The organism is Pseudomonas sp. FSL W7-0098, assembly GCF_005930585.1.
Taxonomy (GTDB): domain Bacteria; phylum Pseudomonadota; class Gammaproteobacteria; order Pseudomonadales; family Pseudomonadaceae; genus Aquipseudomonas; species Aquipseudomonas bubulae.
This window is the reverse complement of the sequence record NZ_RXHW01000012.1, coordinates 26,193-51,033: the sequence shown is the minus strand read 5'-3', so window position 1 is coordinate 51,033 and position 24,841 is coordinate 26,193. Positions and strand designations below refer to the sequence as shown.

Below are 24,841 nucleotides of genomic sequence, written 5' to 3'. Positions count from 1 at the left end.
GCTCTATCGCGATATTGTGTCACCAGAAAATACGTCATCGCGGACAAGACCGCTCCCACAGGGTTCGCGCATCCCTGTGGGAGCGGGCTTGCCCACGATGGGGTTATTTCGACTTGTGGTCTTCAGCGCCTTGAATGGGCTCGTCGCCCAGCAGCAGGTCCTTGTCGTGGCCGACCAGTTCTTCTTCGAACAGGCGCCAGGTCTTGCCATCTTCAACACCCAGCAGCTCAACAAAGCGGCGACCTTCAATCTTGTCATCCAGTTGGCCGATATAGCGACCCGGTTCCGTTGCGCTCTGGCTCAGGCTGACCTTGCGGTCTTTTTCCGGCTGGGTCGGTGAAATCAGGTTCAGTTCCAGCACTTGGGGCTTGCTGTTGCCCTCAAGCAGCAGCACGACTTCGCCGGTCATTTCATCCAGGCGCAACTTGGCTTTGAGTTGCAGGGTCTGGCCCAGCAGCTCACGGTCCAGTGCCCGATTGATGCCTTTGCCCGCCTCGTAGTAATTATCGTTGACCAGGTTGTCCGGGTTGTTCACGGCAATGGTGACCATCGACAGGGTCAGGGTTACCGAGCAGGCCAGGATGGCAATGATGATCCATGGCCAGATGTGCTTGTACCAGGGGCTGGAAGCATTTGCTGCGGGCATGTCGAGTTCTCTTATCTGATTTGTGGGCCGATGAATCGGCTCTTGGCTTTAACGTTGACGTCGTTGTTGTCGGCGTCCTTGAGGATAAAGAACACCTCGTTGGTACTCGACGGCAGCTTCTCGGGGGCAATTGACAGCTCGACCGGCAGGCTGACGATATCGCCGGCCGCGACCTTGATTTCGCGTTTGCCCTGCAGCTTGAGATCCGGCAGGCCGGTGGCCTCCAGCACGTAGGTGTGGTCGTGCTGGTCCTTGTTCATGATCTTCAGGCTGTAGACGTTTTCGATCCGCCCTTCGGCGTTCTCGCGATACAGCACGCGGTCTTTGCTCACGTCGAAGCCTACCAGCGTGCGGGTAAAGAACGCAGCGGCCAGCAGACCCATCATGGTCAGCAATACCAGGGCATAGCCGATCAGGCGCGGACGCAGCTTATGGGTTTTCTGGCCGGAGAGGTTGTGCTCGGTGGTGTAGCTGATCAAGCCGCGGGGGTAGTTCATCTTGTCCATGATGCTGTCGCAGGCATCGATACAGGCCGCGCAGCCGATGCACTCGATCTGCAAGCCATCGCGGATATCAATCCCGGTCGGGCATACCTGCACGCACATGGTGCAGTCGATGCAGTCGCCCAGGCCCATGGCCTTGTAGTCGGCGTCCTTTTTGCGCGGGCCACGGACTTCACCACGGCGCGGGTCGTAGGAAACGATCAGGGTGTCTTTATCAAACATCACGCTCTGGAAGCGCGCATACGGGCACATATAGATGCACACCTGCTCGCGCAGCCAGCCGGCGTTGCCATAGGTGGCGAGGGTGAAGAAGCCGACCCAGAAATACGCCCAGCCATCAGCCTGACCAGTGAAGAAGTCGATCACCAGTTCGCGGATGGGTGAGAAGTAGCCGACAAAGGTCATGCCGGTGACAAAGCCGATCAATAGCCAGAGTGTGTGCTTGCTGAACTTGCGCACAAACTTGTTGGCGCTCATCGGTGCCTTGTCGAGCTTGATGCGCTGGTTGCGGTCGCCTTCAGTCACCTTCTCGCACCACATGAACACCCACGTCCAAACGCTTTGCGGGCAGGTGTAGCCGCACCACACGCGCCCGGCGTAAACCGTAATAAAGAACAGGCCAAAGGCCGCGACGATCAGCAGCCCTGAGAGCAGGATAAAATCCTGTGGCCAGAAGGTGGCGCCAAAAATAAAGAATTTGCGTTCGGGCAGGTTCCACCACACCGCCTGGTGACCGCCCCAGTTGAGCCATACCGTACCGAAATACAGCAGGAACAACAGCGCTCCGCCGCCAATGCGCAGATTGCGGAAAAGCCCGGTAAAGGCGCGGGTGTAGATTTTCTCCCTGGCCGCGTACAGGTCAGTGCTTTCAGCGGGTTTTTTGGCAGGTGGAGTGACGTTGTGTACAGGAATCTGATTGCTCATTAGTGCGTCCCACGGCAGTGGAAAATGCCTCGGTCAGTACGTGCCGACCGCGGTCAGAAGGTGTTGCGATAGCGTAATGATACCCCTGTGACTCTAGCTCAAGGGTGCGACCTTTGGTCGCGTTCCGGAAAATGGCAAGTTGGTATAGGAGTTGTAACAACTCATGACATGGATCAATTGACTTACACCTGCAGGTGAGTTGCGTTCTGGCCGAGTCAAAGCTCCCAAGGGTTGAGTACAGGGGCGCCGCTAAAGGCAAAGTCCCGGGTATTGCGGGTAACCACGGTCATGTCATGCACCAGTGCGGTGGCCGCGATCAGGGCGTCGCATTCATTGCTGCGGTCAGGCACATGCAGGCGGGCGCAGCGTCTGGCAACGGCGCCATCGACTGACAGCACGCGCCCGGCAAAAGCAGACATAACATGTACTTCAAGCCAGTTGCGCAAGGGGGCTGCCTGCTCCGGGTCGCGGCGCTCCAGGCGCAAGATGCCAGTTTCGATTTCCAGCAGGGTAATGGCCGAGATATACAGTTTGTAAGCCGGGACGCTGCGGGCCCAGGCCACCACTGCAGGGTCGGCCTGGGTTTTGCGCAGTTCAGAAACTACGTTGGTATCGAGCAGGAACATTAGAAATCCACTGGGCGCGGCGTGATGACTGCGCGTTCGGGTTCGAATTCAACCGGCGTTGTTTCGGGCATCACCAGCAGATCGACAATGCTGGTGTCCAGGCCGGTTAGCCGTTGGTACTCCTCCATGCATAGCAGTACATGGGCGGGGCGGCCACGGTCCGTGATGTAAACAGGCCCTTGTTGCGATGCTTTTTTGGCACCGCTTGTGTCCTGGTTGAATTCGCGGCTTGAAATGGTGGTGATGGTCATGGGCTGATCCTCCCCAAAAATACAATGTAGAAACGTTACTACCTTGTGGGTGCGTACGGCAATAGCTGCTGCAGCCCTGAAACAAAATGGCCCCGCCAACTGTCGTTGGCGGGGCCATTTTTTGCAGCGTTCAAACTAACGCGTTACTCGTCTGTCTTGGCTTCATCACCATGGGACAGGCTGTACACGTAGGCGGCCAGCAAGTGAACCTTGTCGTTCCCTTGCAGGTCAGCCTGGGCAGGCATCTGGCCCTGACGGCCGTAGCGGATGGTCTGCTGCAGTTGAGCAAAGCTCGAACCGTAGATAAACGCCCCCGGGTGAGTCAGGTTGGGTGCGCCCATCAGCGGGTTGCCCTTGCCCTCCGGCCCGTGGCAAACCGCACAGTTGGTCGCGTAGATTTCCTTGCCTTTGGCAGGGTCGGCTTTCGCACCTTCCGGCAGCTTGCGCCCGTCGAGACTGGTCAGCACGTAGGCGGCCACGTCGCTGACGCCTTGCTCACCGATCACTTCGGACCAGCCCGGCATGACCGCGTGACGGCCGGCCATGATGGTGGTCTTGATGTCGGCAGGCGTCCCGCCCCAGCGCCAGTCGGCGTCGGTCAGGTTGGGGAAGCCGTAGGCGCCTTTGGCGTCGGAGCCGTGGCACACCGAACAGTTGGAGGCGAACAGGCGGCCACCCATTTTCAGTGCTTGCGGGTCCTTGGCCACTTCTTCAATGGGCATGGCGGCGAATTTGGCGAAGATCGGCCCAAACTTGGCGTCCGATTTGGCCATTTCCTTTTCCCACTCGTGTACACCGGTCCAGCCGGTCTGACCATTGGCAAACGGCGTCTGCTCTTTGGTGTCCAGGTACTGGTAGCCCGGCAGCAGGCCTTTCCAGTTACCCAGGCCCGGGTACAGCACAAGGTAGCCGAGGGCGAAAATGACGGTGCCCACAAAGAGCATGAACCACCATTTCGGCATTGGGTTGTCGTACTCTTCGATGCCGTCGAACGCGTGGCCGACTTTCTCGTCGGTCTGCTCGCTGCGCTGGCCCTTGCGGGTGGCCAGCAACAACCAGGTCAGGGCGAAGATGGTACCCAGAGTGAGGACTGTAACGTACAGACTCCAGAACGTAGTCATTCTTTGTTACTCCTAGAAGCTTGCTCTTGCTCGACGTGCTTGATGGCTTCGGGATCATCCTTGAACGGCAACAGGGTCGCGTCGTCAAATTCTGACTTGCGTCGCGGGCTGAAGACCCACAATGCCAAACCGATAAAAGCCACCATCACGACGACAGTGCCCAGGCCACGAATCATCCCGATATCCATTCAGATCACCGTTTGCTTTTGATGATGGTGCCCAAGCCCTGGAGGTAAGCCACCAGTGCGTCCATTTCGGTTTTGCCCTTCACTGCATCCTTGGCCCCGGCGATGTCTTCGTCGGTGTAAGGGACGCCGAGCGTGCGCAAGACTTCCATTTTTTTCGCGGTGTCCTTGCCGTCCAGCTTGCGCTCAACGAGGAACGGGTAAGCCGGCATGATCGATTCGGGCACAACGTTGCGCGGGTTATACAAGTGCGCGCGCTGCCAGTCATCGGAGTAACGCCCGCCCACTCGGGCCAGGTCCGGGCCGGTGCGTTTGGAGCCCCACAGGAACGGGTGGTCCCACACGCTTTCACCGGCAACCGAATAGTGGCCATAGCGTTCGGTTTCGGCACGGAACGGACGGATCATCTGCGAGTGGCAGCCGACACAGCCGTTGGCGATATAAATGTCACGGCCTTCAAGTTCCAGCGCGCTACGCGGCTTCATGCCCTCGACCGGGGTGTTGGTCACGTCCTGGAAGAACAGCGGAACGATTTGGGTAAGGCCGCCGATGCTCACGGCGATAACCATGAAGAAGGCCATCAGGCCGATGTTCTTCTCGATTGTTTCGTGCTTGATCATCAGTGCGCTCCAACTACAGCGATCTTGGTCGCCGCTTCAGCTTCTACCGGGTTCGAGGCACGCACGGTGCGGAACACGTTGTAGGCCATGAACAGCATACCGCTGGCGAAAATGGCACCGCCAAGGGCGCGAACAATAAAGCCCGGGTGGCTGGCTTGCAGTGCTTCGACAAACGAGTAGGTCAGAGTGCCGTCGTCGTTGATCGCACGCCACATCAGGCCCTGGGTGATGCCGTTGACCCACATCGAGGCGATGTAGAGCACGGTACCGATAGTCGCCAGCCAGAAGTGAACGTTGATCAGGCCGGTGCTGTACATCTGCTTCTGGCCATAGACTTTGGGGATCATGTGGTACATGGCACCGATCGAAATCATCGCCACCCAGCCCAGAGCGCCGGCGTGTACGTGGCCGATGGTCCAGTCGGTGTAGTGCGACAGCGCGTTGACGGTCTTGATCGCCATCATCGGGCCTTCGAAGGTCGACATGCCGTAGAAGGCCAGGGATACCACGAGGAAGCGCAGGATCGGGTCGGTGCGCAGCTTATGCCAGGCGCCCGAGAGGGTCATCATGCCGTTGATCATGCCGCCCCAGCTGGGTGCCAGCAGGATGATCGACATCGCCATGCCCAGAGACTGGGCCCAGTCCGGCAGTGCGGTGTAGTGCAAGTGGTGCGGACCGGCCCAGATATACAGGGTGATCAGCGCCCAGAAGTGCACGATGGACAGGCGATAGGAGTAGATCGGACGTTCGGCCTGCTTGGGCACGAAGTAGTACATCATCCCCAAAAAGCCGGTAGTCAGGAAGAAACCTACCGCGTTATGGCCGTACCACCACTGAATCATGGCGTCAGTCGCACCGGCATAAGCCGAGTAGGACTTGAAGAAGCTCACCGGCAGGGACGCGTGGTTGACGATATGCAGCATTGCCGTCACGACAATGAATGCACCGTAGAACCAGTTACCGACATAGATATGCTTGGTTTTACGCTTGGTGATGGTGCCGAAGAACACAATGCCGTAGGTCACCCAGACAATGGCCAGCAAAATAGCCAAAGGCCATTCCAGCTCGGCGTATTCTTTGGTGGTGGTGTAACCCAGTGGCAGGGTGATGATCGCGCCGACGATAACCGCTTGCCAACCCCAGAAGGTAAACGAGGCCAGCGAATCGGAGATCAGTCGTGTCTGGCAGGTTCGCTGCACGACGTAGTAGGAGGTGCCAAACAATGCACAGCCACCAAAGGCAAAGATCACAAGGTTGGTATGCAGGGGACGCAGACGGCCGAAGGTCGTCCACTCGAGGCCAAGGTTCAATTCAGGCCACACAAGCTGTGACGCGATGAAAACCCCGAGCCCCATGCCAAGGATCCCCCAGACCACCGTCATGATGGCGAACTGGCGGACTACCTTATAGTTATAAGCAGTCGGGCTGATTGCTGTGCTCATTCTAAGGTTCCACGGTTTAGGTATTTTATTAGGATAAAAATCGGTCGCAAGTATGTATAAAGCGTAGGGCTATTGCAACGAACCATGACCCCGGTCAATGCTTTCCAAGGCTTGTTCTGCGGCCTTTCCATGCGCGGAGTAAGGTCAAAGTGACCTCGCCAAAAACGCCGCATGCAGGGCAAAAGTGGAGGGGTCGAGGCGGGCGGGTTGAGGTGGGGGCAAGGCGCGGCAAACATCGTAATGCACGATAGCCGGTGCAAACCCACCATTGTGGCCCGTAACGCTGCCCTTCAACTTACCGGTTAGTTTCACTTGACGTGGCGCTGCACAGATCCGGCTCACACAAGCGTTGAGCTTAGTCCTGAATGGCGGGAGAGCAATGGCGGGGCTGAAAGAGGTGCGACACTTGGTCGCGCTTTGAGGCGGGAACTGCCGCACCAAAATGATGCGGCAGGAAATGTCCGGTAATTATTCGGCTATTTTTTCCTCTTGATTACCGTGTGACAAGCTGAACACGTAGGCCGCCAGCAGCTGCACCTTGTCGTTGCCCAGCAAATCGTTTTGCGCAGGCATGTGGCCCTGACGGCCATGGCGAATGGTTTGTTGCAATTGCGCCAGGCTGGTGCCGTAGATAAAACCGGCAGGTTGGGTCAGGTCTGGCGCGCCCATCAGCGGCATGCCTTTACCGTTTGCCCCGTGGCAGGCCACGCAAGTGGTTTCGTAGGCTTGCTTGCCAGCCGTCAGATCGACAGTGGCGCCTTCAGGGAGGGGCAGGCCCGCCAGGTCGTGGCGTACATAGGCGGCGACGTTTTTGACTCCGTTTTCACCCAGTACTTCACCCCAGGCCGGCATTGCCGCGATGCGACCGCCCATGATGGTGGCCTTGATCGTGTCGGCGTCGCCGCCCCAGCGCCAGGTGTTGTCGGCCAGGTTAGGGAAGCCGAAAGCGCCCTTGGCATCCGAGCCGTGGCACACCGAGCAGTTGGAAGCAAACAGGCGCCCGCCCATTTTCAGTGCTGCCGGATCCTGAGCGACTTGTTCAACGGGCATGGAGGCATATTTGGCGTAGATGGGCCCAAATTTGGCGTCCGCCTTGTCCATTTCCTTTTCCCACTCATGTACACCGGTCCAGCCATTCTCATAGCCGGGCAGCAGGCCTTTCCAGTTGCCCAGGCCCGGGTACAGGATCAGGTAGCCCACGGCAAATACCAGCGTGCCGACGAACAACATGAACCACCATTGTGGCAGCGGGTTGTCGTACTCCTCGATGCCGTCAAAGCTGTGGCCCATGGTTTCGACCGTATCGCTTTTGGTCTCGCCCTTGCGCGTGCTGACCAGCAGCCAGGTCAGGCCGATCAGCGTGCCGATAGTCAGCACGCATATGTACAGACTCCAGAAGGTGGTCATGCTTTTTTACTCCTAGACGCTTGTTCTTTCTCGACGTGTTGAATCGCCTCTGGATCGTCCTTGAATGGCAGTAAGGTCGCGTCTTCAAACTCCGATTTGCGTCGCGGGCTGAACACCCACAGCGCCAGGCCTATAAACGCCACGGCCACCACCACGGTGCCCAGGCCGCGAATCATTCCACTACTCATCTCCAAGACCATGGCTCACCTCTTGCTCTTGATGGCAGTGCCCAGCACTTGCAGGTAGGCGACCAGAGCGTCCATCTCGGTCTTGCCCTGCACGGACTGCTTGGCGTTGGCGATGTCTTCGTCGGTGTAAGGCACGCCCAGGGTGCGCATCACTTCGAGTTTTTTCTCGGTATGGCTGCTGTCTACCGGCGAGGCCACCAGCCATGGGTAAGCTGGCATTTTTGATTCGGGCACGACGTTGCGCGGGTTGTACAAGTGCGCGCGGTGCCAGTCATCCGAATAGCGGCCACCGACGCGGGCCAGGTCCGGCCCGGTGCGCTTGGAACCCCACAGGAAGGGGTGATCCCACACGCTCTCACCGGCTACCGAGTAGTGACCATAACGCTCGGTCTCGGCACGGAACGGACGGATCATCTGCGAGTGGCACTGCACGCAGCCTTCACGGATGTAGATGTCGCGACCTTCCAGTTGCAGTGCGGTGTAAGGCTTCATGCCCTCCACCGGGGTGTTGGTCACGTCTTCAAAGAACAGCGGGACGATTTGCGTCAGGCCGCCCACGCTTACGCACAGGATCATCAGCAACAGCATCAGGCCGATATTTTTTTCAACGACTTCGTGTTTCATTGCCAACTCCTCAGGCCATCTGCGCGGCGGCTACGACTTCAGCGGGCTCGGCGTTACGCACGGTGCGCCAAGTGTTGTAAGCCATCAGCAACATGCCGCTGAAGAAGATTGCACCACCGACCAGTCGCACGACATAGCCCGGGTGGCTGGCCACCAGAGTTTCGACGAAGGAGTAAGTCAGCGTGCCGTCTTCGTTGACTGCGCGCCACATCAGGCCCTGGGCAATGCCGTTGACCCACATCGAGGCGATGTAGAGCACGGTGCCGATGGTGGCCAGCCAGAAGTGCGCGTTGATCAGGCCCAGGCTGTACATCTGCGGGCGGCCGAAGATTTTCGGGATCATGTGGTACAGCGCGCCGATCGAAATCATCGCCACCCAGCCCAGGGCACCGGCGTGTACGTGGCCGATGGTCCAGTCGGTGTAGTGGGAGAGGGCGTTGACGGTCTTGATTGCCATCATCGGGCCTTCGAAGGTCGACATGCCGTAGAAGGCCAGGGACACCACGAGGAAGCGCAGGATCGGATCGCTGCGCAGCTTATGCCAGGCGCCCGAGAGGGTCATCATGCCGTTGATCATGCCGCCCCAGCTCGGTGCCAGCAGAATCAGCGACATCACCATGCCCAGCGACTGCGCCCAGTCCGGCAGCGCGGTGTAGTGCAGGTGGTGGGGGCCCGCCCAGATGTACAGGGTGATCAATGCCCAGAAGTGCACGATGGACAGGCGATAGGAGTAGATCGGACGTTCGGCCTGTTTAGGCACGAAGTAGTACATCATCCCCAAGAAGCCAGCCGTCAGGAAAAAACCCACAGCGTTATGCCCGTACCACCACTGCACCATGGCGTCAGTGGCGCCACCGTAGAGCGAGTAGGACTTGGTGAAACTGACCGGGATTTCCAGGTTATTGACGATGTGCAAAATCGCCACGGTCACGATAAACGCGCCGAAGAACCAGTTGCCCACGTAAATATGCTTGGTTTTGCGCTTCATGATCGTGCCGAAGAACACGATGGCGTAGGCCACCCAGACAATGGTGATCAAAATGTCGATCGGCCATTCCAGCTCGGCGTATTCCTTGGAGCTGGTGTAACCCAGTGGCAGGCTGATGGCCGCCAGGACGATGACCAGCTGCCAGCCCCAGAAGGTAAACGCCGCGATTTTCGGCGAAAACAGGGTGGCCTGGCAGGTGCGTTGCACCGAGTAGAATGAAGCCGCGAACAGCGCGCAGCCGCCGAAGGCGAAAATCACCGCGTTGGTGTGCAATGGGCGCAGGCGCCCGAAACTGGTCCAAGGCAAATTGAAGTTAAGTTCTGGCCAAACCAACTGCGCGGCGAGAAAAACGCCGAGCCCCATACCGACGATGCCCCAAACCACCGTCATAATGGCAAATTGGCGGACCACCTTGTAGTTATAGGCGGTACTTGTAGAAGTGTTCATGGTTCCCCATCCACGGTTCAGGCGCGTCAAACGCACGCCTGGAGTTATAGGCAGACTAAAAGCGAGGCAAGCATGGTCGTAGCGGGCAAGGCCGGTATTGACGGGGATCAATGGGCGCAGTGCGTGCAGGACAGGGGCTGGCTGTGGAATGGCGCGTCAGCGGGTTCAACCGCGACCCTTATCCTGGCCCACGGCGCGGGTGCGCCGATGGACAGCAGCTGGATGAACGGCATGGCTGCACGCCTTGCTGCACGCGGGGTGAGCGTGTTGCGCTTCGAGTTCCCGTATATGGCGCAGCGCCGTCTCGATAATGGCAAAAGGCCTCCTAATCAGCAGGCGAAACTGCTCGAAAGCTGGCGTGAAGTTTTTACCGAGGTGCGACCGCATGTCGCTGGGCCATTAGCCATTGGCGGCAAGTCAATGGGTGGGCGTATGGCCAGTCTGCTGGCCGATGAGCTGCAAGTGGACGCGCTGGTGTGCCTGGGTTATCCGTTCTATGCCGCAGGCAAGCCGGAAAAACCCCGGGTGGCGCACCTGGCTGAATTGGCAACGCCGACGTTGATCGTACAAGGCGAGCGCGATGCCTTGGGCAACCGCGAAGCGGTAGAGGCCTACACGCTGGCGCCGGGCATTGAAGTGTCGTGGCTGCTATCGGGGGATCACGACCTTAAGCCGTTGAAGGCCTCCGGGTTTACCCATGAGCAGCATCTGGATGCGGCGGCGGACCGGATTGCGCGGTGGTTGCAGCAACCTTGAACGATTTGTGGGAGCGAGCCTGCTCGCGATTGGATCGCTGCGGCGTGTTGATGCCATCGCGAGCAGGCTCGCTCCCACAAGGCTCAGCGGTTAAACCGCTCCACCAGCGAATACTGGGTGTTGACGGTCTGGGTCAGTTCTTCGCTGAGCAGCGCCGAATGCTGCGCCTGCTCTGAGGTCTGGTCAGCCAGGTCGGCAATGGTGCTGATATTGCGGCTGATTTCTTCAGCCACGGCGCTTTGCTCCTCGGTCGCTGCCGCGATTTGGGTGGTCATGTCGGTGATATTGGCCACCGCTTCGCTGATGCCCACCAGTGCCTGATCTGCTTCCAGTACCCGCGCTACGCCTTCTTCCGCCTGACGATGGCCAGCGTCCATGGTTTGCACCGCGGTGGCTGCTGTCTGCTGCAGCTTGGCGATCAGGCTGTGAATCTGCCCGGTCGAAGCGCTGGTGCGTTGCGCCAGCTGGCGCACTTCGTCAGCCACCACGGCGAAGCCCCGGCCCATTTCTCCAGCCCGTGCCGCTTCGATGGCGGCGTTCAGGGCCAGCAGGTTGGTCTGGTCGGCAATGCCCTTGATCACATCGACCACGCCGCCGATCTCGTCACTGTCCTTGGCCAGTTGCGTTACCGTGGCCCCGGTTTCACCCACCACAACCGACAGGCGCTGGATCGCTTCGCGGGTTTCGCCGGCAATATCGCGACCGCGGCTGGTCAGACGGTTGGCTTCCTGGGTCGCGTCGGCAGTGCGCTGCACATGGCTGGCCACTTCCTGGGTGGTGGCAGCCATCTGGTTGACGGCGGTGGCCACTTGCTCGGTCTCGACGCGCTGGCGCTCCAGTCCGGTCGAGCTTTTGTGCGCCAGAATGTCGGACTGACGGGCCTGGCCGCTGAGGTGTTCGGCGGTATCCTGCAGGCGTGTCAGGCAGGTCTTCAGGCGCGCTTCCTGGCTCAGGATGGACATTTCCAGACGCGCTTGCGGGCCACGGCTGTCGGTGTACATCTGGGCAATCAACGGGTCGGAGGTGGTCTGCTCGGCCAGACGCAGCAGGCGTTTGACCCCGCGCTGTTGCCAGCTCAGGCCCAGCAGCCCCAACGGTATCGACAGCAGGGCTGCCAGGGCAAAACCCCAGCTCGAATTGAGCATGGCGCCAATCATGAAGCTCAATTGGCTGACCAGGATAAAGGGCAGCCAGTCCTGCAGCACCGGCAGCCACTTGTCGCGCTGAGGCACCGCGGATTTGCCGCGGTTGAGGCGTGTGTACAGGGCTTCGGCGCGGCGGATCTGTTCGGCCGTTGGCTTGACCCGCACCGACTCGTAACCCACGACCTGCTCATTCTCGAAAACCGGCGTTACATAGGCGTTAACCCAGTAATGGTCGCCGTTTTTGCAGCGGTTTTTGACGATGCCCATCCACGGCGAACCCTTTTTTAGGGTGCTCCACATATGCTCGAAGACTGCTGAGGGCACGTCCGGGTGGCGCACCAGATTGTGCGGCGCGCGTATCAGCTCCTCACGCGAAAACCCGCTGATTTCCCTGAACGCATCGTTGCAGTAGGTGATCACGCCTTTGGCATCGGTCGTGGAAATCAACCGTTGTTGCGCGGGGAATGTGCGTTCGCGTTGAGTGATGGGCTGGTTGTTACGCATGTCGTTTCAATCCGCAAGACTTTGACAGGCTGTCGGCATGCTCAAGGAATTGTTTAATTTATATTTCAGGCCCCTGGCCTTCAGGGGGCGAGCATCGGGTAGGTAAAAAACAGGAAATGCAGCACATTGAGGCCAAAGTGGGTGGCGATCGCCGCACCCAGCCCGCCAAAGCGGTAGGCCAGGCCGTAACCGACACCGGCCAGCCCGGCCAGTAGCATCCATTGCCAGCCGGCGGGTGCATGGGCCAGGCCAAACAGTATCGAGGCCAGCACCAGCGCAATGCTCTGCCCATGGGGCAGCAACTTGAACTTGCGGCTAAGTCCGCCCTGGATGTAACCGCGAAACAGCGCTTCTTCAACCAGGGTGACCAGCAGTAGATTATTCAGCAGCCAGAGGGTGCTCTGATGAGGCCATTTCGGTGCCCAGGCAATCATGCCCAGCAGCATCGCTCCGCCCAGCGCCGCAATGGCGGCCAGGGCCAGACCCATTGCAGTGGCCCCCAGGGATACCCGCCAGGCAAAGCGCGGTGCTATCCAGGGGCATACCAGCAGCAGCCAGAAGCCAATCAGCGGTTTGTCCAGATTGAAGTACATCGAGAAGGGCACGGCATCAGGGGTCAGTCGCGTGGGGGTGATGGCGCGACCGTTATGGAAACCTGGCAGCCAGTGCAAGGCCAGCGCCAGCGCCAGCAGCACAAACAAGGCATGCCCGGCATAGCGCAGCAACTGGCTTTTGTTCTGCACAACGGCAAACCCGCTGACAGTCAACAAGGCTAGCGCGATGAGGGTTTGAGCGCCTAATTGCCCGTAGCTGAGGGCAAGGCCGTAGCCGAGGGTCAGTAGTGCCAGATAAGGCCAGGGCAAAGCAATCATGTGAATCCTTGCAATCGTTAAAAAACACCCCGGATCCAGTCCGGGGTGCGCAAGTATAACGATTCGTGGCCCTGTGGGAGCGGGCTCGCTCGCGATGGCATCACCTCGGCCTGGCTGACAGACCGTGTAGTCCGAATCGCGAGCAAGCCCGCTCCCACAAGGTTGAGGTGCGTCTATGAAGCAATCAGCTGACGCAGCACATAGTGCAAAATCCCTCCGGCCTTGAAGTATTCCACCTCGTTAAGGGTATCGATCCTGCAGAGCACTTCGACTTTTTCCTGGCTGCCGTCCTCGCGGGTGATCACCAGGGTCAGGTTCATTCGCGGTTGCAGTTCGGTACCGGTCAACCCGAGGATATCCAGGGTTTCCTTGCCTGTAATGTTCAGGCTTTTGCGGTTCTGATCGAGCTTGAACTGCAAGGGCAGCACGCCCATGCCCACCAGGTTTGAGCGGTGGATGCGCTCGAAACTCTCGGCAATCACCGCCTTGACCCCCAACAGGTTGGTGCCCTTGGCCGCCCAGTCGCGGCTTGAGCCAGTACCGTATTCCTGGCCGGCTATCACCACCAGCGGAGTGCCTGAGGCCTGGTAACGCATGGCCGCGTCAAAGATCGGCAGTTTTTCACCGGTGGGGATGTAGATCGTATTGCCGCCTTCTTCGCCGCCGAGCATTTCGTTGCGAATGCGAATATTGGCGAAGGTACCGCGCATCATCACTTCATGGTTGCCACGCCGCGAGCCGTAAGAGTTGAAGTCCCGTGGTTCTACGCCCTTGTCGCGCAAATAGCGCCCGGCGGGGCTGTCAGCCTTGATATTGCCGGCCGGGGAAATATGGTCGGTGGTGACCGAGTCGCCCAGCAACGCAAGGATGTTTGCGCCTTTGATGTCGGCAATCACCGGTAGTGGCCCGCTGATTTCGTCGAAGAACGGCGGATGCTGGATGTAGGTTGAGTCCTCTTGCCAGACATAAGTTGCGGCTTGCGGTACTTCGATGGCTTGCCACTGTTCGTCGCCGGCAAACACCTCGGCGTATTCCTTGTGGAACATGCCTGTGGTCACCTGGGCCACGGCGTCGGCGATTTCTTTCTGGCTGGGCCAGATATCGCGCAGGTACACCGGTTTGCCGTCTTTTCCGGTCCCCAGCGGTTCACGGCTGATATCAATGCGTACTGTGCCCGCAAGGGCATAGGCCACCACCAGGGGTGGCGAGGCCAGCCAGTTGGTTTTCACCAGCGGATGCACGCGCCCCTCAAAGTTGCGGTTGCCCGACAGCACTGAAGCCACGGTCAGGTCGGACTGGGTAATGGCCTTTTCGATCGGCTCGGGCAGTGGCCCGGAATTGCCTATACAGGTGGTGCAGCCGTAGCCCACCAGGGCAAAGCCCAACTGGTCGAGGTACGGGGTCAGGCCGGCGGCCGCGTAGTAATCGGTGACTACCTTGGAGCCCGGTGCCAGCGACGTCTTGACCCACGGTTGGCGTGTCAGGCCTTTTTCGACGGCTTTTTTTGCCACCAGGCCTGCAGCCATCATCACACTGGGGTTCGAGGTGTTGGTGCAGGAAGTAATGGCGGCAATCACCACAGCGCCGTTTTTCAGGCGATAGGTATGGCCTTCGTAACTGTAGTCCGCTTCACCGATCAAGTCGGCATTGCCCACGGCAACACCGCCGCCACCTTCGCTTTCGAGGCGACCTTCCTCTTTTTTAGTGGCCGGCTTGAATTGCAGGCTGAGAAAGTCGTCGAAAGCTTGCCCGACATCGGGCAGTGCAACCCGGTCTTGCGGTCGTTTTGGCCCGGCCAGGCTGGCTTCGACGGTGCCCATGTCCAGAGCCAGGGTTTCGCTGAAAACCGGCTCCTGGCCTGCGACCCGCCATAGCCCTTGGGCCTTGCAGTAAGCCTCGACCAGTTTGACTGTGGCCTCTGGGCGGCCTGAAAGACGCAGGTAATCCAGGGTGATCTCATCCACCGGGAAAAACCCGCAGGTGGCGCCGTATTCCGGGGCCATATTGGCAAGCGTGGCACGGTCGGCCAGCGGCAGATCCGCCAGGCCATCGCCATAGAATTCTACGAACTTGCCGACCACACCCTTGCTGCGCAGCATTTGCGTCACGGTCAGCACCAGGTCGGTGGCGGTGATGCCTTCTTTGAGCTTGCCGCTGAGCTTGAAGCCCACGACTTCGGGGATCAGCATCGACACGGGCTGGCCCAGCATGGCCGCTTCGGCTTCAATGCCGCCCACGCCCCAGCCCAGCACACCCAGGCCATTGATCATGGTGGTATGGGAGTCGGTGCCTACCAGGGTGTCGGGGAAGGCGTAGGTGCGGCCGTCTTCATCCTTGGTCCAGACCGTGCGGCCCAAGTATTCCAGGTTCACCTGATGGCAAATCCCGGTACCGGGTGGGACCACGCTGAAATTATCGAAGGCATTTTGACCCCAGCGTAAAAACGCATAGCGTTCGCCGTTGCGCTCCATCTCTATATCGACGTTTTGCTCGAAGGCGCTGGCGCTGGCAAACCGGTCGACCATCACCGAGTGGTCAATTACCAGGTCCACGGGGGACAGCGGGTTGATACGTTGCGGATCACCCCCGGCTTTGGCCATGGCGGCGCGCATGGCGGCCAGGTCGACCACTGCCGGTACGCCGGTGAAGTCCTGCATCAGCACCCGCGCAGGGCGGTACTGGATTTCCCGGTCGCTGCGCCGTGCCTTGAGCCAGGCGGCCAGAGCTTTGAGGTCGGGCTCGGTGACGGTTTTACCGTCTTCCCAGCGCAGCAGGTTTTCCAGCAGCACTTTGAGTGACATGGGTAGCCTGCTCAAATCGCCGAGTGATTTGGCGGCGAGGGCAAGGCTGAAATAGTGATAAGTCTTATCGTCGACTTTTAGTGTGGCTAGGGTGTTCAGGCTATCGAGGGAGGACATGAAATGACTCCTTTAGACGGATCACGTGGCACAAGCAGAGCTTCTAACCTAGCTCTGATTAGGGGCTGTGGCTAATAACTGGACTGTCTATGCGGGTTCAAGGTTCCGAACTCGGCTATCATGCCGACCTTTTCGTGACAGTCCTTGCGCCAAATCAAGGATGCGCAGCCGGGCAATTCCTGCCCGCTGCCCAGGAGTAATTCAATGAACACCGTTTTTATGCACTGCCGGCCCGGGTTTGAAGGCGAAGTCTGCTCGGAAATCGCCGAGCACGCCGCCCGCCTTAATGTGGCTGGCTACGCCAAGGCCAAGCCTGGCACTGCCTGTGCCGAGTTTGTGTGCACTGAAGAGGGCGGCGCTGAACGGCTGATGAACAGCTTGCGTTTTGCCGAACTGATTTTCCCGCGTCAATGGGCTCGTGGCGGCTTTGTCGAGCTGCCGGAGACCGACCGGATCAGCGTGATCCTCGAACACATGGCCGACTTCCCGGTGTGTGGCAGCCTGTGGCTGGAAATCGTCGACACCAATGACGGCAAGGAACTGTCCAACTTCTGCAAAAAGTTCGACGGTCATCTGCGCAAAGCGCTGATCAAGGCCGGCAAACTGACTGAAGAAAAGGACGGGAGCAAACCGCGCCTGCTGCTGACGTTTAAAAGTGGTCGTGAAGTGTTTCTTGGCCTGGCCCCGGCCAACAACTCGGCCATGTGGCCCATGGGCATCCCGCGCCTGAAATTCCCCCGCGAAGCGCCTAGCCGTTCAACCCTCAAGCTTGAAGAGGCCTGGCACCATTTTATCCCCCGCGACCAGTGGGACGAGCGCCTGCACAGCGACATGACCGGTGTTGACCTTGGCGCTGCGCCGGGTGGCTGGACCTGGCAACTGGTCAACCGTGGCATGATCGTGACTGCCATCGACAATGGCCCTATGGCTGAAAGCCTGATGGATACCGGTCTGGTGCAGCACTTGATGGCCGATGGCTTTACCTTCAAGCCCAAGCAGCCGGTGGACTGGATGGTCTGCGATATTGTGGAGAAACCGGCGCGCAATGCGGCCATGCTCGAAGAGTGGATTGGTGAAGGTCATTGCCGTGAAGCGGTAGTCAACTTGAAGCTGCCGATGAAACAGCGTTACGCCGAAGTACGCCGTTTGCTCGACCGTATTGCAGACGGTTTCAAGGCACGCGGCATTCAGGTTGAAATCGGCTGCAAGCAGCTGTACCACGACCGTGAAGAAGTGACCTGCCATTTGCGTCGACTGGACGTTAAAAAAACCAAATCTCGCTGATCGGGGAGTAAGTGATGAGTTTTACCAACCTGCCGGTTGACGGCACCCTGGACGCTACCGGCCTGAACTGCCCGGAGCCGGTGATGATGCTGCACCAATATATTCGCGACCTGGCGCCGGGTGGCTTGTTGAAAGTCATTGCGACGGATCCTTCGACCCGCCGCGACATTCCCAAGTTCTGCGTGTTTCTGGACCATGAGCTGGTGGGCCAGCAGGAAGAGGCGGGCACGTACCTGTACTGGATCCGCAAGAAGCAGGATTGACGGCGCCCATAGCAATTGCGCCGGTCTTGTGGGAGCGGGCTTGCTCGCGATGCAGGGCGCCACGGTCTGTCAGGCAAACCACGCTGATGCCATCGCGGGCAAGCCCGCTGCCACCGCATTTATGTGCGGCGGCGGATATGTTTTTTCGCACTGCGCGCCAACCGCACACCCAGCATCAGTGCCGCGCAGGTCAGGCCAACGATCAAGCCCTGCCATAGCCCGCTCGGGCCATTGGCCGGGCCGAACCAGTCGGTCAGCCCCAGGGCGTAGCCCACCGGCAAACCAATCCCCCAGTAGGCAAACAGGGTCAGGATCATCGTCACTCGTGTGTCCTGATAACCGCGCAGGGCACCGGCAGCGGTGACCTGGATCACGTCCGAGAACTGATACAGCGCAGCAAACATCAACAGCATGGTCGCCACCTCGATCACCATGGGATCGGCGGTGTAGACGGTGGCAATCTGCTCACGCAGCAGCAGGATCAGACTGGCGGAAATCGCCGCCCAGACCAGTGCGGTGCCCATGCCCACGCCCGCTACAAAGCGTGCCTCGCGCGGTTGCTGGCGGCCCAGGGCCTGACCCACGCGCACGGTAATCGCCATACCCAGTGAGTATGGAATCATAAAGACCAGCGAACTGAAGTTCAGGGCGATTTGATGGCCCGCCACCACCGTGGCCCCCAAACTGCCGATCAACAGCGCAATCACCGCAAAAATGCTCGATTCGGCAAAGACTGCGATGCCAATCGGCAAGCCCACACTGAGCAAACGCTTGAGGATCGCCCATTTTGGCCATTCAAAATGGCTGTAGACCTTACTCGACTGGTAGATGGCCCCTCTGAACGTCCAGACCACCATGCCCAGAGCCATAAACCACATCACAATGGCCGTGGCCCAGCCGCAGCCCACACCGCCCATGGCAGGGACGCCAAAGTGGCCATAGATGAAGATGTAGTTGATCGGGATATTCAGTGCCAGGGCACTGAGCCCCAGGATCATGCTTGGCCGGGTTTTTCCCAGGCCATCGCTGAAATTACGCAACACGCAATACAGCCCCACGGCGGGCATGCCGCTGGCGATCCCGTGCAGGTAACCCATGCTGGGGGTGATCAGCTCAGGGTCGACCTTCATCAGATGCAATAGCGGCTCGGCCGCAATCAGGATCAACGCTGCGCACAGGCCGGTAATCAGTGCCAGCCACAGTGCCTGGCGTACGATGGGGCCGATTTCGCCGTGTGCATTGGCGCCAAACCGCTGGGCGACCTTGGGCGTGGTCGCCAGCAGAATGCCGGACATCAACAAAAACACCGGAACCCAGATCGAGTTGCCCAGTGCCACGGCGGCCAGATCCCGAGGGCCGACACGCCCGGCCATCACGGCATCGACAAAACCCATGGCCGTGGTTGCGATCTGCGAAATGATGATGGGAAATGCCAGCGCCAACAGCGCGCGCACCTCGGTGCGTACCCGGGCCGGGCGGCTGACAGGGAGGGAAGAGGGGGGGTGAGTCACAGAGTTCACTGGCTTGTATCCACAGGGTTAAACGCGCAAAGCCGGGGATTGTACGCCTGACCATGTGGTCAGTTAATAGCGAGTTGTAGGCCCTTTGTAAGCGTGCCCGCAAGTACCTGCACACCCGGCTGGCCCATTGCGCGTAACAACGCCTACACTGCCACTCCGCGAAAGGAGCCTGCCATGTTGATTGTTGCTGATGAAAATATTCCGCTGATCGAAGAATTTTTTGCTGACTTCGGTGAAATACGCCGCTTGCCGGGGCGCCAGATCAACCGTGCAGACGTTCACGATGCCGATGTTTTGCTGGTGCGCTCGGTGACCAAAGTGGACCGCGAGCTGCTCGAAGGCAGTGCAGTGCGGTTTGTCGGAACCTGCACCATCGGCACTGATCACCTGGCGCTGGATTACTTCCAGCAGTCTGGTATCCACTGGTCCAGTGCTCCTGGCTGCAATGCCCGTGGCGTCGTGGACTACGTGCTCGGCAGCCTGCTGACGCTGGCTGAAATCGAAGGCGCCGACTTGACCCAGCGCACCTACGGCGTGATTGGTGCCGGTGAAGTGGGCGGTCGCCTGGTCAACGTCTTGCGTTCACTGGGCTTCAATGTGCTGGTTTGCGACCCGGTGCGGGCGGCGGCCGAGTGCGGTGACTATGTCAGCCTTGAGCACGTGATCGAGCAGTGCGATGTACTCAGCCTGCATACGCCGCTGGACAGGACCGGCGATTACCCGACCTGGCATCTGCTTGATCAGCAGCGGCTGGAACAGCTGAAACCGGGTACCTGGCTGATCAACGCCAGCCGCGGCCCGGTGGTGGATAATGCCGCGCTGCGTGAAGTTTTGACCCGCCGGGATGATCTGCAAGCGGTACTCGATGTATGGGAGGGTGAGCCGCAAGTAGACCGCGAACTGGCGGATCTGTGCGTGCTGGCCACCCCGCATATTGCCGGCTACAGCCTGGATGGCAAACAGCGGGGTACGGCACAGATTTATCAGGCATTGTGCGAATTTCTGGGGCATAGCCCTGAAGTCAAACTGGCCGACCTGCTGCCGTCCCCCTGGCTGGCCAAGGTTGAACTGAGTGCTGACAGCGACCCGGCATGGGCCCTGGCCATGCTCTGTCGCGGTGTGTACGACCCGCGCCGTGACGATGCCGACTTTCGCCGCAGTTTGAGTGGAACCGTCCAGGAGCAAAAGCTGGCATTCGACGGACTGCGCAAAAACTACCCGATTCGCCGCGAAATTGAAGGCTTGCCGGTGCATATCGCGGGTGATTCAGTGGCCCTGAAGCAACTGGTAAAAGCCTTGGGCGCCGTGCCGGTCTGAATGTGCAGGCCTAAAAAAACCGGCCCTACGCAGTAAGGCCGGTCAGTGACGCGAATGCTGTTTAATCATGTACAGGGTCTTGTTGGCAAGGATCAGCCCTTGCGTGATGGCGTGACCAGGCGTTGCTCCAGCTCATGGCAGGCGTCCTGAATCATCGCCTCGGTGATCAGGATCTCCTGACCATTTTCGTCGATAAACGCGCACCCCAGAGATTGCTGTGGCTGGGTACGAATCACCGGTACGGCTTGAGCGTTCTGTTGCAAATCCATGGCCTGTCTCCTCATCAGGGTGTAGCGCTACTGTAGATCCGCTTAATGACCAAGCTGTTACAAACTTGGCGACCACCCCAGTCCAACAGAAATATCCTGAAACTTCCAGCCCGACTTTAGAACATTACTGTCTAGGGTTTGTGGTGACAGGTCATATTCAAAACGAGTGAGAAAGATTTACCGGTTTTAGGCGAACTTCGTTGTAGGCTGTGTAAGGCTTTTTACGCTGATCCTCACTGCGGATACCCTCCCATGCTTTCTTCCCGTCATCGCCGCGCCATTCGTCTGGCAGCGCATTTTATTGCACCCTATCGTTGGCAGGTTCTTGGCGCCCTGTTGGCGCTGATTGTTACGGCGGGTATTACCTTGTCGATGGGGCAGGGCATCCGTCTATTGGTCGACAAGGGTTTCATGACCCAGTCAGCGCATTTGCTAAACCAGTCCATCGGCTTTTTTCTGTTGCTGGTGCTGGGCTTGTCAGTGGGCACTTTCGTGCGCTTTTACCTGGTGTCATGGATCGGTGAACGGGTGGTCGCCGATATTCGGCGCCAGGTGTTCAATCACCTGATCGGTCTGCACCCGGGGTTCTACGAGAACAACCGCAGCTCGGAAATCCAGTCGCGGCTGACCACGGATACGACCTTGCTGCAGTCGGTGATCGGTTCATCGCTGTCGTTGTTCCTGCGCAACAGCCTGATGGTGATCGGCGGCGTGGTGCTGTTGTTTGTCACCAACCCCAAGCTCACCAGTATCGTGGTGGTGGCCTTGCCACTGGTGCTGGTGCCCATCCTGTTTTTTGGTCGCCGGGTGCGCAGCCTGTCGCGCCAGAGCCAGGACCGTATCGCTGATGTCGGCAGTTATGTCGCCGAGGCCCTGGGCCAGATCAAGACGGTGCAGGCTTATAACCATCAACAGCAAGACCAGCAACGCTTTGCCAGTACCGTGGAGCAGGCGTTTGCCACTGCCCGCAAACGCATCCTGCAACGGGCGTGGTTGATCACGCTGGTGATCTTGCTGGTGCTGGGCGCCGTGGGTGTGATGCTGTGGGTCGGCGGCATGGACGTGATCGCCGGGCGCATCACCGGCGGCGAGCTGGCCGCCTTTGTGTTTTACAGCCTGGTGGTGGGCAGCGCATTCGGCACCCTGAGCGAAGTGATTGGCGAGTTGCAACAGGCGGCGGGCGCGGCCGAGCGAATTGCCGAGCTGTTGCAGGCGAAAAGCTTGATCCTGCCACCGAGCACGGATTTGCGCGTGTTACCCGCACGGGTGAAGGGCAATTTGCAGCTTGAAAACTTGCGCTTTTCTTACCCTTCACGGCCCGAAAGCCATGCGATCGATGGCCTGAGCCTGACGATCAATGCGGGAGAAACCCTGGCGCTGGTCGGCCCTTCCGGGGCGGGCAAGTCAACATTGTTCGACTTGTTGCTGCGCTTTTACGATCCGCAACAAGGGCAAATCCTGCTTGAAGGGCAGCCGATCACTCAGCTTGACCCGCAAGACCTGCGTCGTTGTTTTGCCCTGGTGGCGCAAACACCTGCGCTGTTTTTCGGCACCATTGAAGACAACATCCGGTATGGCAATGCCGGGGCCAGCGATGAGCAGGTCCAGGCTGCGGCGCGAATTGCCCACGCCCACGACTTTATCCTGCAAATGCCCGAGGGTTACAAAACCCACTTGGGTGATGGCGGCCTGGGCTTGTCGGGCGGTCAACGCCAGCGTCTGGCGATTGCCCGGGCGTTGCTGGTGGATGCGCCGATCCTGTTGCTGGATGAGGCCACCAGTGCCCTGGATGCCCAAAGCGAGCATCTGATCCAGCAGGCTTTGCCGAGCCTGATGCAAGGCCGTACCACGCTGGTGATTGCCCACCGTCTGGCCACCGTGCAAAACGCTGATCGTATCGCGGTAATGGATCAGGGCAAGCTGGTCGCCATCGGCACCCATGCCCAATTAATCGCCGCCAACCCGCTGTATGCACGGTTGGCGGCGTTGCAGTTCAACGTAGGGGTGTAGCTGTGGGAGCGGGCTTGCTCGCGATGGCATCAACGCGATTCAACAGACAGACCGGGTCGTCTGTATCGCGAGCAAGCCCGCTCCCACATGGCAGCATCAAGACAGTTGCTGCCAGAGGGAGATTTAGCGGTACTCACACAGGTAGGCGGTATCCACTGCGACCTTGAGCTGGAACTTGCTGTTGGCCGGCACGTTGAACTGGCTGCCGGTCTTGAAGGTTTCATATTCGCTGCTGCCCGGCAACTTGACGCTCAGCTCGCCCGAGACCACGTGCATGATTTCACGCTCTGCGGTGCCGAACTCGTATTCACCTGCAGCCATGACGCCAATGGTGGCCTTGCCTTCGGTTTGGGCGAAGGCAATCGACTTGACGGTGCCGTCGAAGTATTCGTTGACTTTAAACATGGCGATTCCTCGGAATGGGCTAAAAAGGGCTGGCCAGTATGCAGAAGCGGTTTTATCCCGTCACGCCCTTTTATGGCCGTCACCCCTTGAGCACCAGGGGCAATAAACGCGCAGTATTACGGGCATCTTCCAGGGCCCGGTGCTGTTGACCATTGAATTGCATTCCGGCCAGTTGCAACGCGCTGTTCAGGCCCAGCGGCTGCTTTAACTGGCGGGCCCTGGCAAATTGCTGCTTGAGGTTCATATGCGGCAATTGCTGCAGGGCGCTGTGCAGTTGTTTGTGCTGCCATTCCTGTTCCAGTTGTTTTCGGTCGTACTCGCCCCAGCTGGCCCAGCCTTCAAGCTTGGGCAGGTGCTGGCCGAGCCAGCGTTCAAATTGCTCCCAAACCAAAGGCATCGATGCAGCGGCATCAATCTTGGCCTGGGTGATGCGGGTCAGTTGCCGACAGAACGGGGTCAACAGCGGACGACGTTGCGGGCGAATAAATCGCTGAAAATGATCCACCTCACGACCTGCGCGGGTGACCACGCTGGCGCCGATTTCGATCACTTCCATTTCCTCCAGGGGCCAGCCGCCATCATCGGTAGTGGCTTCCAGGTCAATTACCAGCCAGTGAGGCATGTGCAGCTTCCTTTAACAGCATCGGCGTTGAAGTTGGAGCGTAGCTAAAACACTGAGCACGGTGCTTATTTTGTAGTGGGCCAGTCGACCCCTTGCTTGCTAGTCTATATGCGCTTTAATGGTGTGCGTGCCCGATCTCAGGTCGTGTGTCGATCAATAAGTTCCAGCCATGAACGGCGTCAGGTGTGTATGGTTTTGAAGTGTTCGCCAATTCAATTGGCCCACAGCCTGTTGCTGACCCTGGGAATGGGCTGGCTGGCACCGGTGTGGGCGATTCAGGAAATCAGGGTTGGAGCTGCGCACTTTCCGCCTTATATCGTACGTCCCGAGCGCGGCACCGACACGGGCCTGTTGTCGCAACTGCTTGCAGCCCTCAACCAGTTGCAAGGCGACTACCGCTTTGTCCTTGTGCCCAGTTCCATTGCCCGGCGTGTGCGTGACTTCGAGCGTGGGCGGGTGGACATGCTGATGTTCGAGAACCCGGCCTGGGGCTGGCAGGCGTTCTCCTATGCTGCAGTTGATATGGGCCTGGAAGACGCTGAAGTGTTTGTTGCCCGGCAGCATCCTGACCGTGAACAAGGCTATTTTGATGACCTCAAGGGCAAGCGCCTCGCCCTGTACAGCGGCTATCACTATGCTTTTGCCGGGTTCAACGCCTCGCCGAAATTTCTCACCGAGACCTTCGGCGCAACCCTGACCTATTCCCACGAAAGCAATTTATTGATGGTCTTGAGGGGGCGGGCGGATATTGCCTTGATGACACGTTCCAACCTGATCGACATGCTGGGCTGCGACCCGCAGGCCAAGGCGCAGGTGATGGTGTCAGAGCGTATCGATCAGACTTATCGTCACTTCGCCCTGCTGCGGCCACAGGCACCGATCCAGAGTCAGCAGTTTGCACAAATGCTGCAAAAGCTGCGCGACAACGGCCAGTTGAAGGCGATTTTTGCGCCTTACAAAATTGCCGTGGTTGAGATGTAGGAA

General features: G+C 59.1%; 25 protein-coding genes. 6 read left to right on the top strand and 19 right to left on the bottom strand.

Annotated elements, in window-relative coordinates:
• Window positions 1–103: 103 nt before the first annotated feature.
• From FHL07_RS20185 to ccoN (FHL07_RS20130), 12 genes are all read right to left on the bottom strand, one after another.
• Window positions 104–646, bottom strand: a complete 543-nt coding sequence (locus FHL07_RS20185) for a FixH family protein (protein ID WP_095002759.1) — start codon at window positions 644–646, stop codon at window positions 104–106.
• Between the two features lie 11 nt (window positions 647–657).
• A complete protein-coding gene (ccoG, locus tag FHL07_RS20180; RefSeq protein WP_095002758.1) occupies window positions 658–2,073 on the bottom strand; it encodes a cytochrome c oxidase accessory protein CcoG in 1,416 nt (471 codons plus the stop codon).
• 215 nt (window positions 2,074–2,288) lie between these two features.
• Window positions 2,289–2,699, bottom strand: coding sequence for a type II toxin-antitoxin system VapC family toxin (locus tag FHL07_RS20175; RefSeq protein WP_095002757.1), 411 nt, complete (start codon window positions 2,697–2,699; stop codon window positions 2,289–2,291).
• Entirely contained in the window at window positions 2,699–2,950 is a 252-nt protein-coding gene (locus tag FHL07_RS20170; protein ID WP_095002756.1) for a type II toxin-antitoxin system Phd/YefM family antitoxin, read from the bottom strand. The genes FHL07_RS20175 and FHL07_RS20170 overlap by 1 nt, the downstream gene beginning before the upstream one ends.
• 143 nt (window positions 2,951–3,093) lie before the next feature.
• On the bottom strand, window positions 3,094–4,071 hold the full coding sequence (gene ccoP / locus FHL07_RS20165) for a cytochrome-c oxidase, cbb3-type subunit III (RefSeq protein WP_095002755.1): 978 nt from the start codon (window positions 4,069–4,071) through the stop codon (window positions 3,094–3,096).
• Complete coding sequence (locus FHL07_RS20160; RefSeq protein ID WP_003447209.1) at window positions 4,068–4,259, bottom strand: CcoQ/FixQ family Cbb3-type cytochrome c oxidase assembly chaperone; 192 nt, start codon at window positions 4,257–4,259, stop codon at window positions 4,068–4,070. The genes ccoP (FHL07_RS20165) and FHL07_RS20160 overlap by 4 nt, the downstream gene beginning before the upstream one ends.
• 5 nt (window positions 4,260–4,264) lie before the next feature.
• Window positions 4,265–4,876, bottom strand: a complete 612-nt coding sequence (gene ccoO / locus FHL07_RS20155; RefSeq protein WP_016780305.1) for a cytochrome-c oxidase, cbb3-type subunit II — start codon at window positions 4,874–4,876, stop codon at window positions 4,265–4,267.
• Window positions 4,876–6,318, bottom strand: coding sequence for a cytochrome-c oxidase, cbb3-type subunit I (gene ccoN, locus FHL07_RS20150; RefSeq protein WP_095002754.1), 1,443 nt, complete (start codon window positions 6,316–6,318; stop codon window positions 4,876–4,878). Before ccoN (FHL07_RS20150) ends, ccoO (FHL07_RS20155) begins: the two co-directional genes overlap by 1 nt.
• Window positions 6,319–6,786: 468 nt before the next feature.
• On the bottom strand, window positions 6,787–7,725 hold the full coding sequence (gene ccoP, locus FHL07_RS20145; protein ID WP_095025023.1) for a cytochrome-c oxidase, cbb3-type subunit III: 939 nt from the start codon (window positions 7,723–7,725) through the stop codon (window positions 6,787–6,789).
• Window positions 7,722–7,913, bottom strand: a complete 192-nt coding sequence (locus FHL07_RS20140; RefSeq protein ID WP_095002822.1) for a cbb3-type cytochrome oxidase subunit 3 — start codon at window positions 7,911–7,913, stop codon at window positions 7,722–7,724. The genes ccoP (FHL07_RS20145) and FHL07_RS20140 overlap by 4 nt, the downstream gene beginning before the upstream one ends.
• Before the next feature lie 15 nt (window positions 7,914–7,928).
• Window positions 7,929–8,537: a cytochrome-c oxidase, cbb3-type subunit II gene (gene ccoO / locus FHL07_RS20135; RefSeq protein WP_095002752.1), complete on the bottom strand. Its 609-nt coding sequence runs from the start codon at window positions 8,535–8,537 to the stop codon at window positions 7,929–7,931.
• Between the two features lie 10 nt (window positions 8,538–8,547).
• A complete protein-coding gene (gene ccoN / locus FHL07_RS20130; RefSeq protein WP_019826669.1) occupies window positions 8,548–9,972 on the bottom strand; it encodes a cytochrome-c oxidase, cbb3-type subunit I in 1,425 nt (474 codons plus the stop codon).
• A 72-nt stretch (window positions 9,973–10,044) separates the two neighbouring features.
• Here ccoN (FHL07_RS20130) and FHL07_RS20125 point away from each other — a divergent pair, with 72 nt between their 5' ends.
• Window positions 10,045–10,728, top strand: a complete 684-nt coding sequence (locus FHL07_RS20125; RefSeq protein WP_095002751.1) for an alpha/beta family hydrolase — start codon at window positions 10,045–10,047, stop codon at window positions 10,726–10,728.
• Between the two features lie 83 nt (window positions 10,729–10,811).
• On the opposite strand, the gene FHL07_RS20120 is transcribed toward FHL07_RS20125, so the two are convergent.
• The 3 genes from FHL07_RS20120 to acnA all read right to left on the bottom strand — a co-directional run bounded on the left by FHL07_RS20120 (window position 10,812) and on the right by acnA (window position 16,167).
• Window positions 10,812–12,377, bottom strand: coding sequence for a methyl-accepting chemotaxis protein (locus FHL07_RS20120; RefSeq protein ID WP_095002750.1), 1,566 nt, complete (start codon window positions 12,375–12,377; stop codon window positions 10,812–10,814).
• A gap of 80 nt (window positions 12,378–12,457) precedes the next feature.
• Window positions 12,458–13,249 carry a CPBP family intramembrane glutamic endopeptidase gene (locus tag FHL07_RS20115; protein ID WP_138738842.1) on the bottom strand — a complete coding sequence of 264 codons (792 nt, stop codon included), beginning with the start codon at window positions 13,247–13,249 and terminating at the stop codon, window positions 12,458–12,460.
• A gap of 173 nt (window positions 13,250–13,422) precedes the next feature.
• On the bottom strand, window positions 13,423–16,167 hold the full coding sequence (acnA, locus tag FHL07_RS20110; protein ID WP_095025025.1) for an aconitate hydratase AcnA: 2,745 nt from the start codon (window positions 16,165–16,167) through the stop codon (window positions 13,423–13,425).
• 204 nt (window positions 16,168–16,371) lie between these two features.
• Between acnA and rlmM the strand changes: the two genes are divergently transcribed.
• The gene (gene rlmM / locus FHL07_RS20105; protein ID WP_138738841.1) at window positions 16,372–17,451 is read left to right on the top strand and encodes a 23S rRNA (cytidine(2498)-2'-O)-methyltransferase RlmM; all 1,080 of its coding nucleotides are present in this window, start codon (window positions 16,372–16,374) and stop codon (window positions 17,449–17,451) included.
• Window positions 17,452–17,465: 14 nt separating this feature from the next.
• The gene (gene tusA / locus FHL07_RS20100) at window positions 17,466–17,714 is read left to right on the top strand and encodes a sulfurtransferase TusA (RefSeq protein WP_138738840.1); all 249 of its coding nucleotides are present in this window, start codon (window positions 17,466–17,468) and stop codon (window positions 17,712–17,714) included.
• 119 nt (window positions 17,715–17,833) lie between these two features.
• Here tusA and FHL07_RS20095 read toward each other — a convergent pair whose 3' ends face one another.
• Window positions 17,834–19,234, bottom strand: coding sequence for an MATE family efflux transporter (locus FHL07_RS20095; protein ID WP_095018983.1), 1,401 nt, complete (start codon window positions 19,232–19,234; stop codon window positions 17,834–17,836).
• Between the two features lie 174 nt (window positions 19,235–19,408).
• Between FHL07_RS20095 and pdxB the strand changes: the two genes are divergently transcribed.
• Entirely contained in the window at window positions 19,409–20,551 is a 1,143-nt protein-coding gene (gene pdxB, locus FHL07_RS20090) for a 4-phosphoerythronate dehydrogenase PdxB (protein ID WP_138738839.1), read from the top strand.
• A gap of 92 nt (window positions 20,552–20,643) precedes the next feature.
• Here the strand turns inward: pdxB and FHL07_RS23700 are convergent, their stop codons facing one another.
• Window positions 20,644–20,820, bottom strand: coding sequence for a PA1571 family protein (locus tag FHL07_RS23700; RefSeq protein ID WP_165446486.1), 177 nt, complete (start codon window positions 20,818–20,820; stop codon window positions 20,644–20,646).
• A 252-nt stretch (window positions 20,821–21,072) separates the two neighbouring features.
• Here FHL07_RS23700 and FHL07_RS20085 point away from each other — a divergent pair, with 252 nt between their 5' ends.
• On the top strand, window positions 21,073–22,830 hold the full coding sequence (locus FHL07_RS20085) for an ABC transporter transmembrane domain-containing protein (protein WP_095018982.1): 1,758 nt from the start codon (window positions 21,073–21,075) through the stop codon (window positions 22,828–22,830).
• Window positions 22,831–22,953: 123 nt separating this feature from the next.
• Here FHL07_RS20085 and ppnP read toward each other — a convergent pair whose 3' ends face one another.
• On the bottom strand, window positions 22,954–23,235 hold the full coding sequence (gene ppnP, locus FHL07_RS20080) for a pyrimidine/purine nucleoside phosphorylase (protein ID WP_016780320.1): 282 nt from the start codon (window positions 23,233–23,235) through the stop codon (window positions 22,954–22,956).
• Between the two features lie 79 nt (window positions 23,236–23,314).
• On the bottom strand, window positions 23,315–23,857 hold the full coding sequence (locus tag FHL07_RS20075; protein ID WP_095018981.1) for an exonuclease domain-containing protein: 543 nt from the start codon (window positions 23,855–23,857) through the stop codon (window positions 23,315–23,317).
• Between the two features lie 189 nt (window positions 23,858–24,046).
• On the opposite strand from FHL07_RS20075, the gene FHL07_RS20070 reads away from it, so the two are divergent.
• On the top strand, window positions 24,047–24,838 hold the full coding sequence (locus FHL07_RS20070; protein WP_095018980.1) for a substrate-binding periplasmic protein: 792 nt from the start codon (window positions 24,047–24,049) through the stop codon (window positions 24,836–24,838).
• Window positions 24,839–24,841 lie beyond the last annotated feature (3 nt).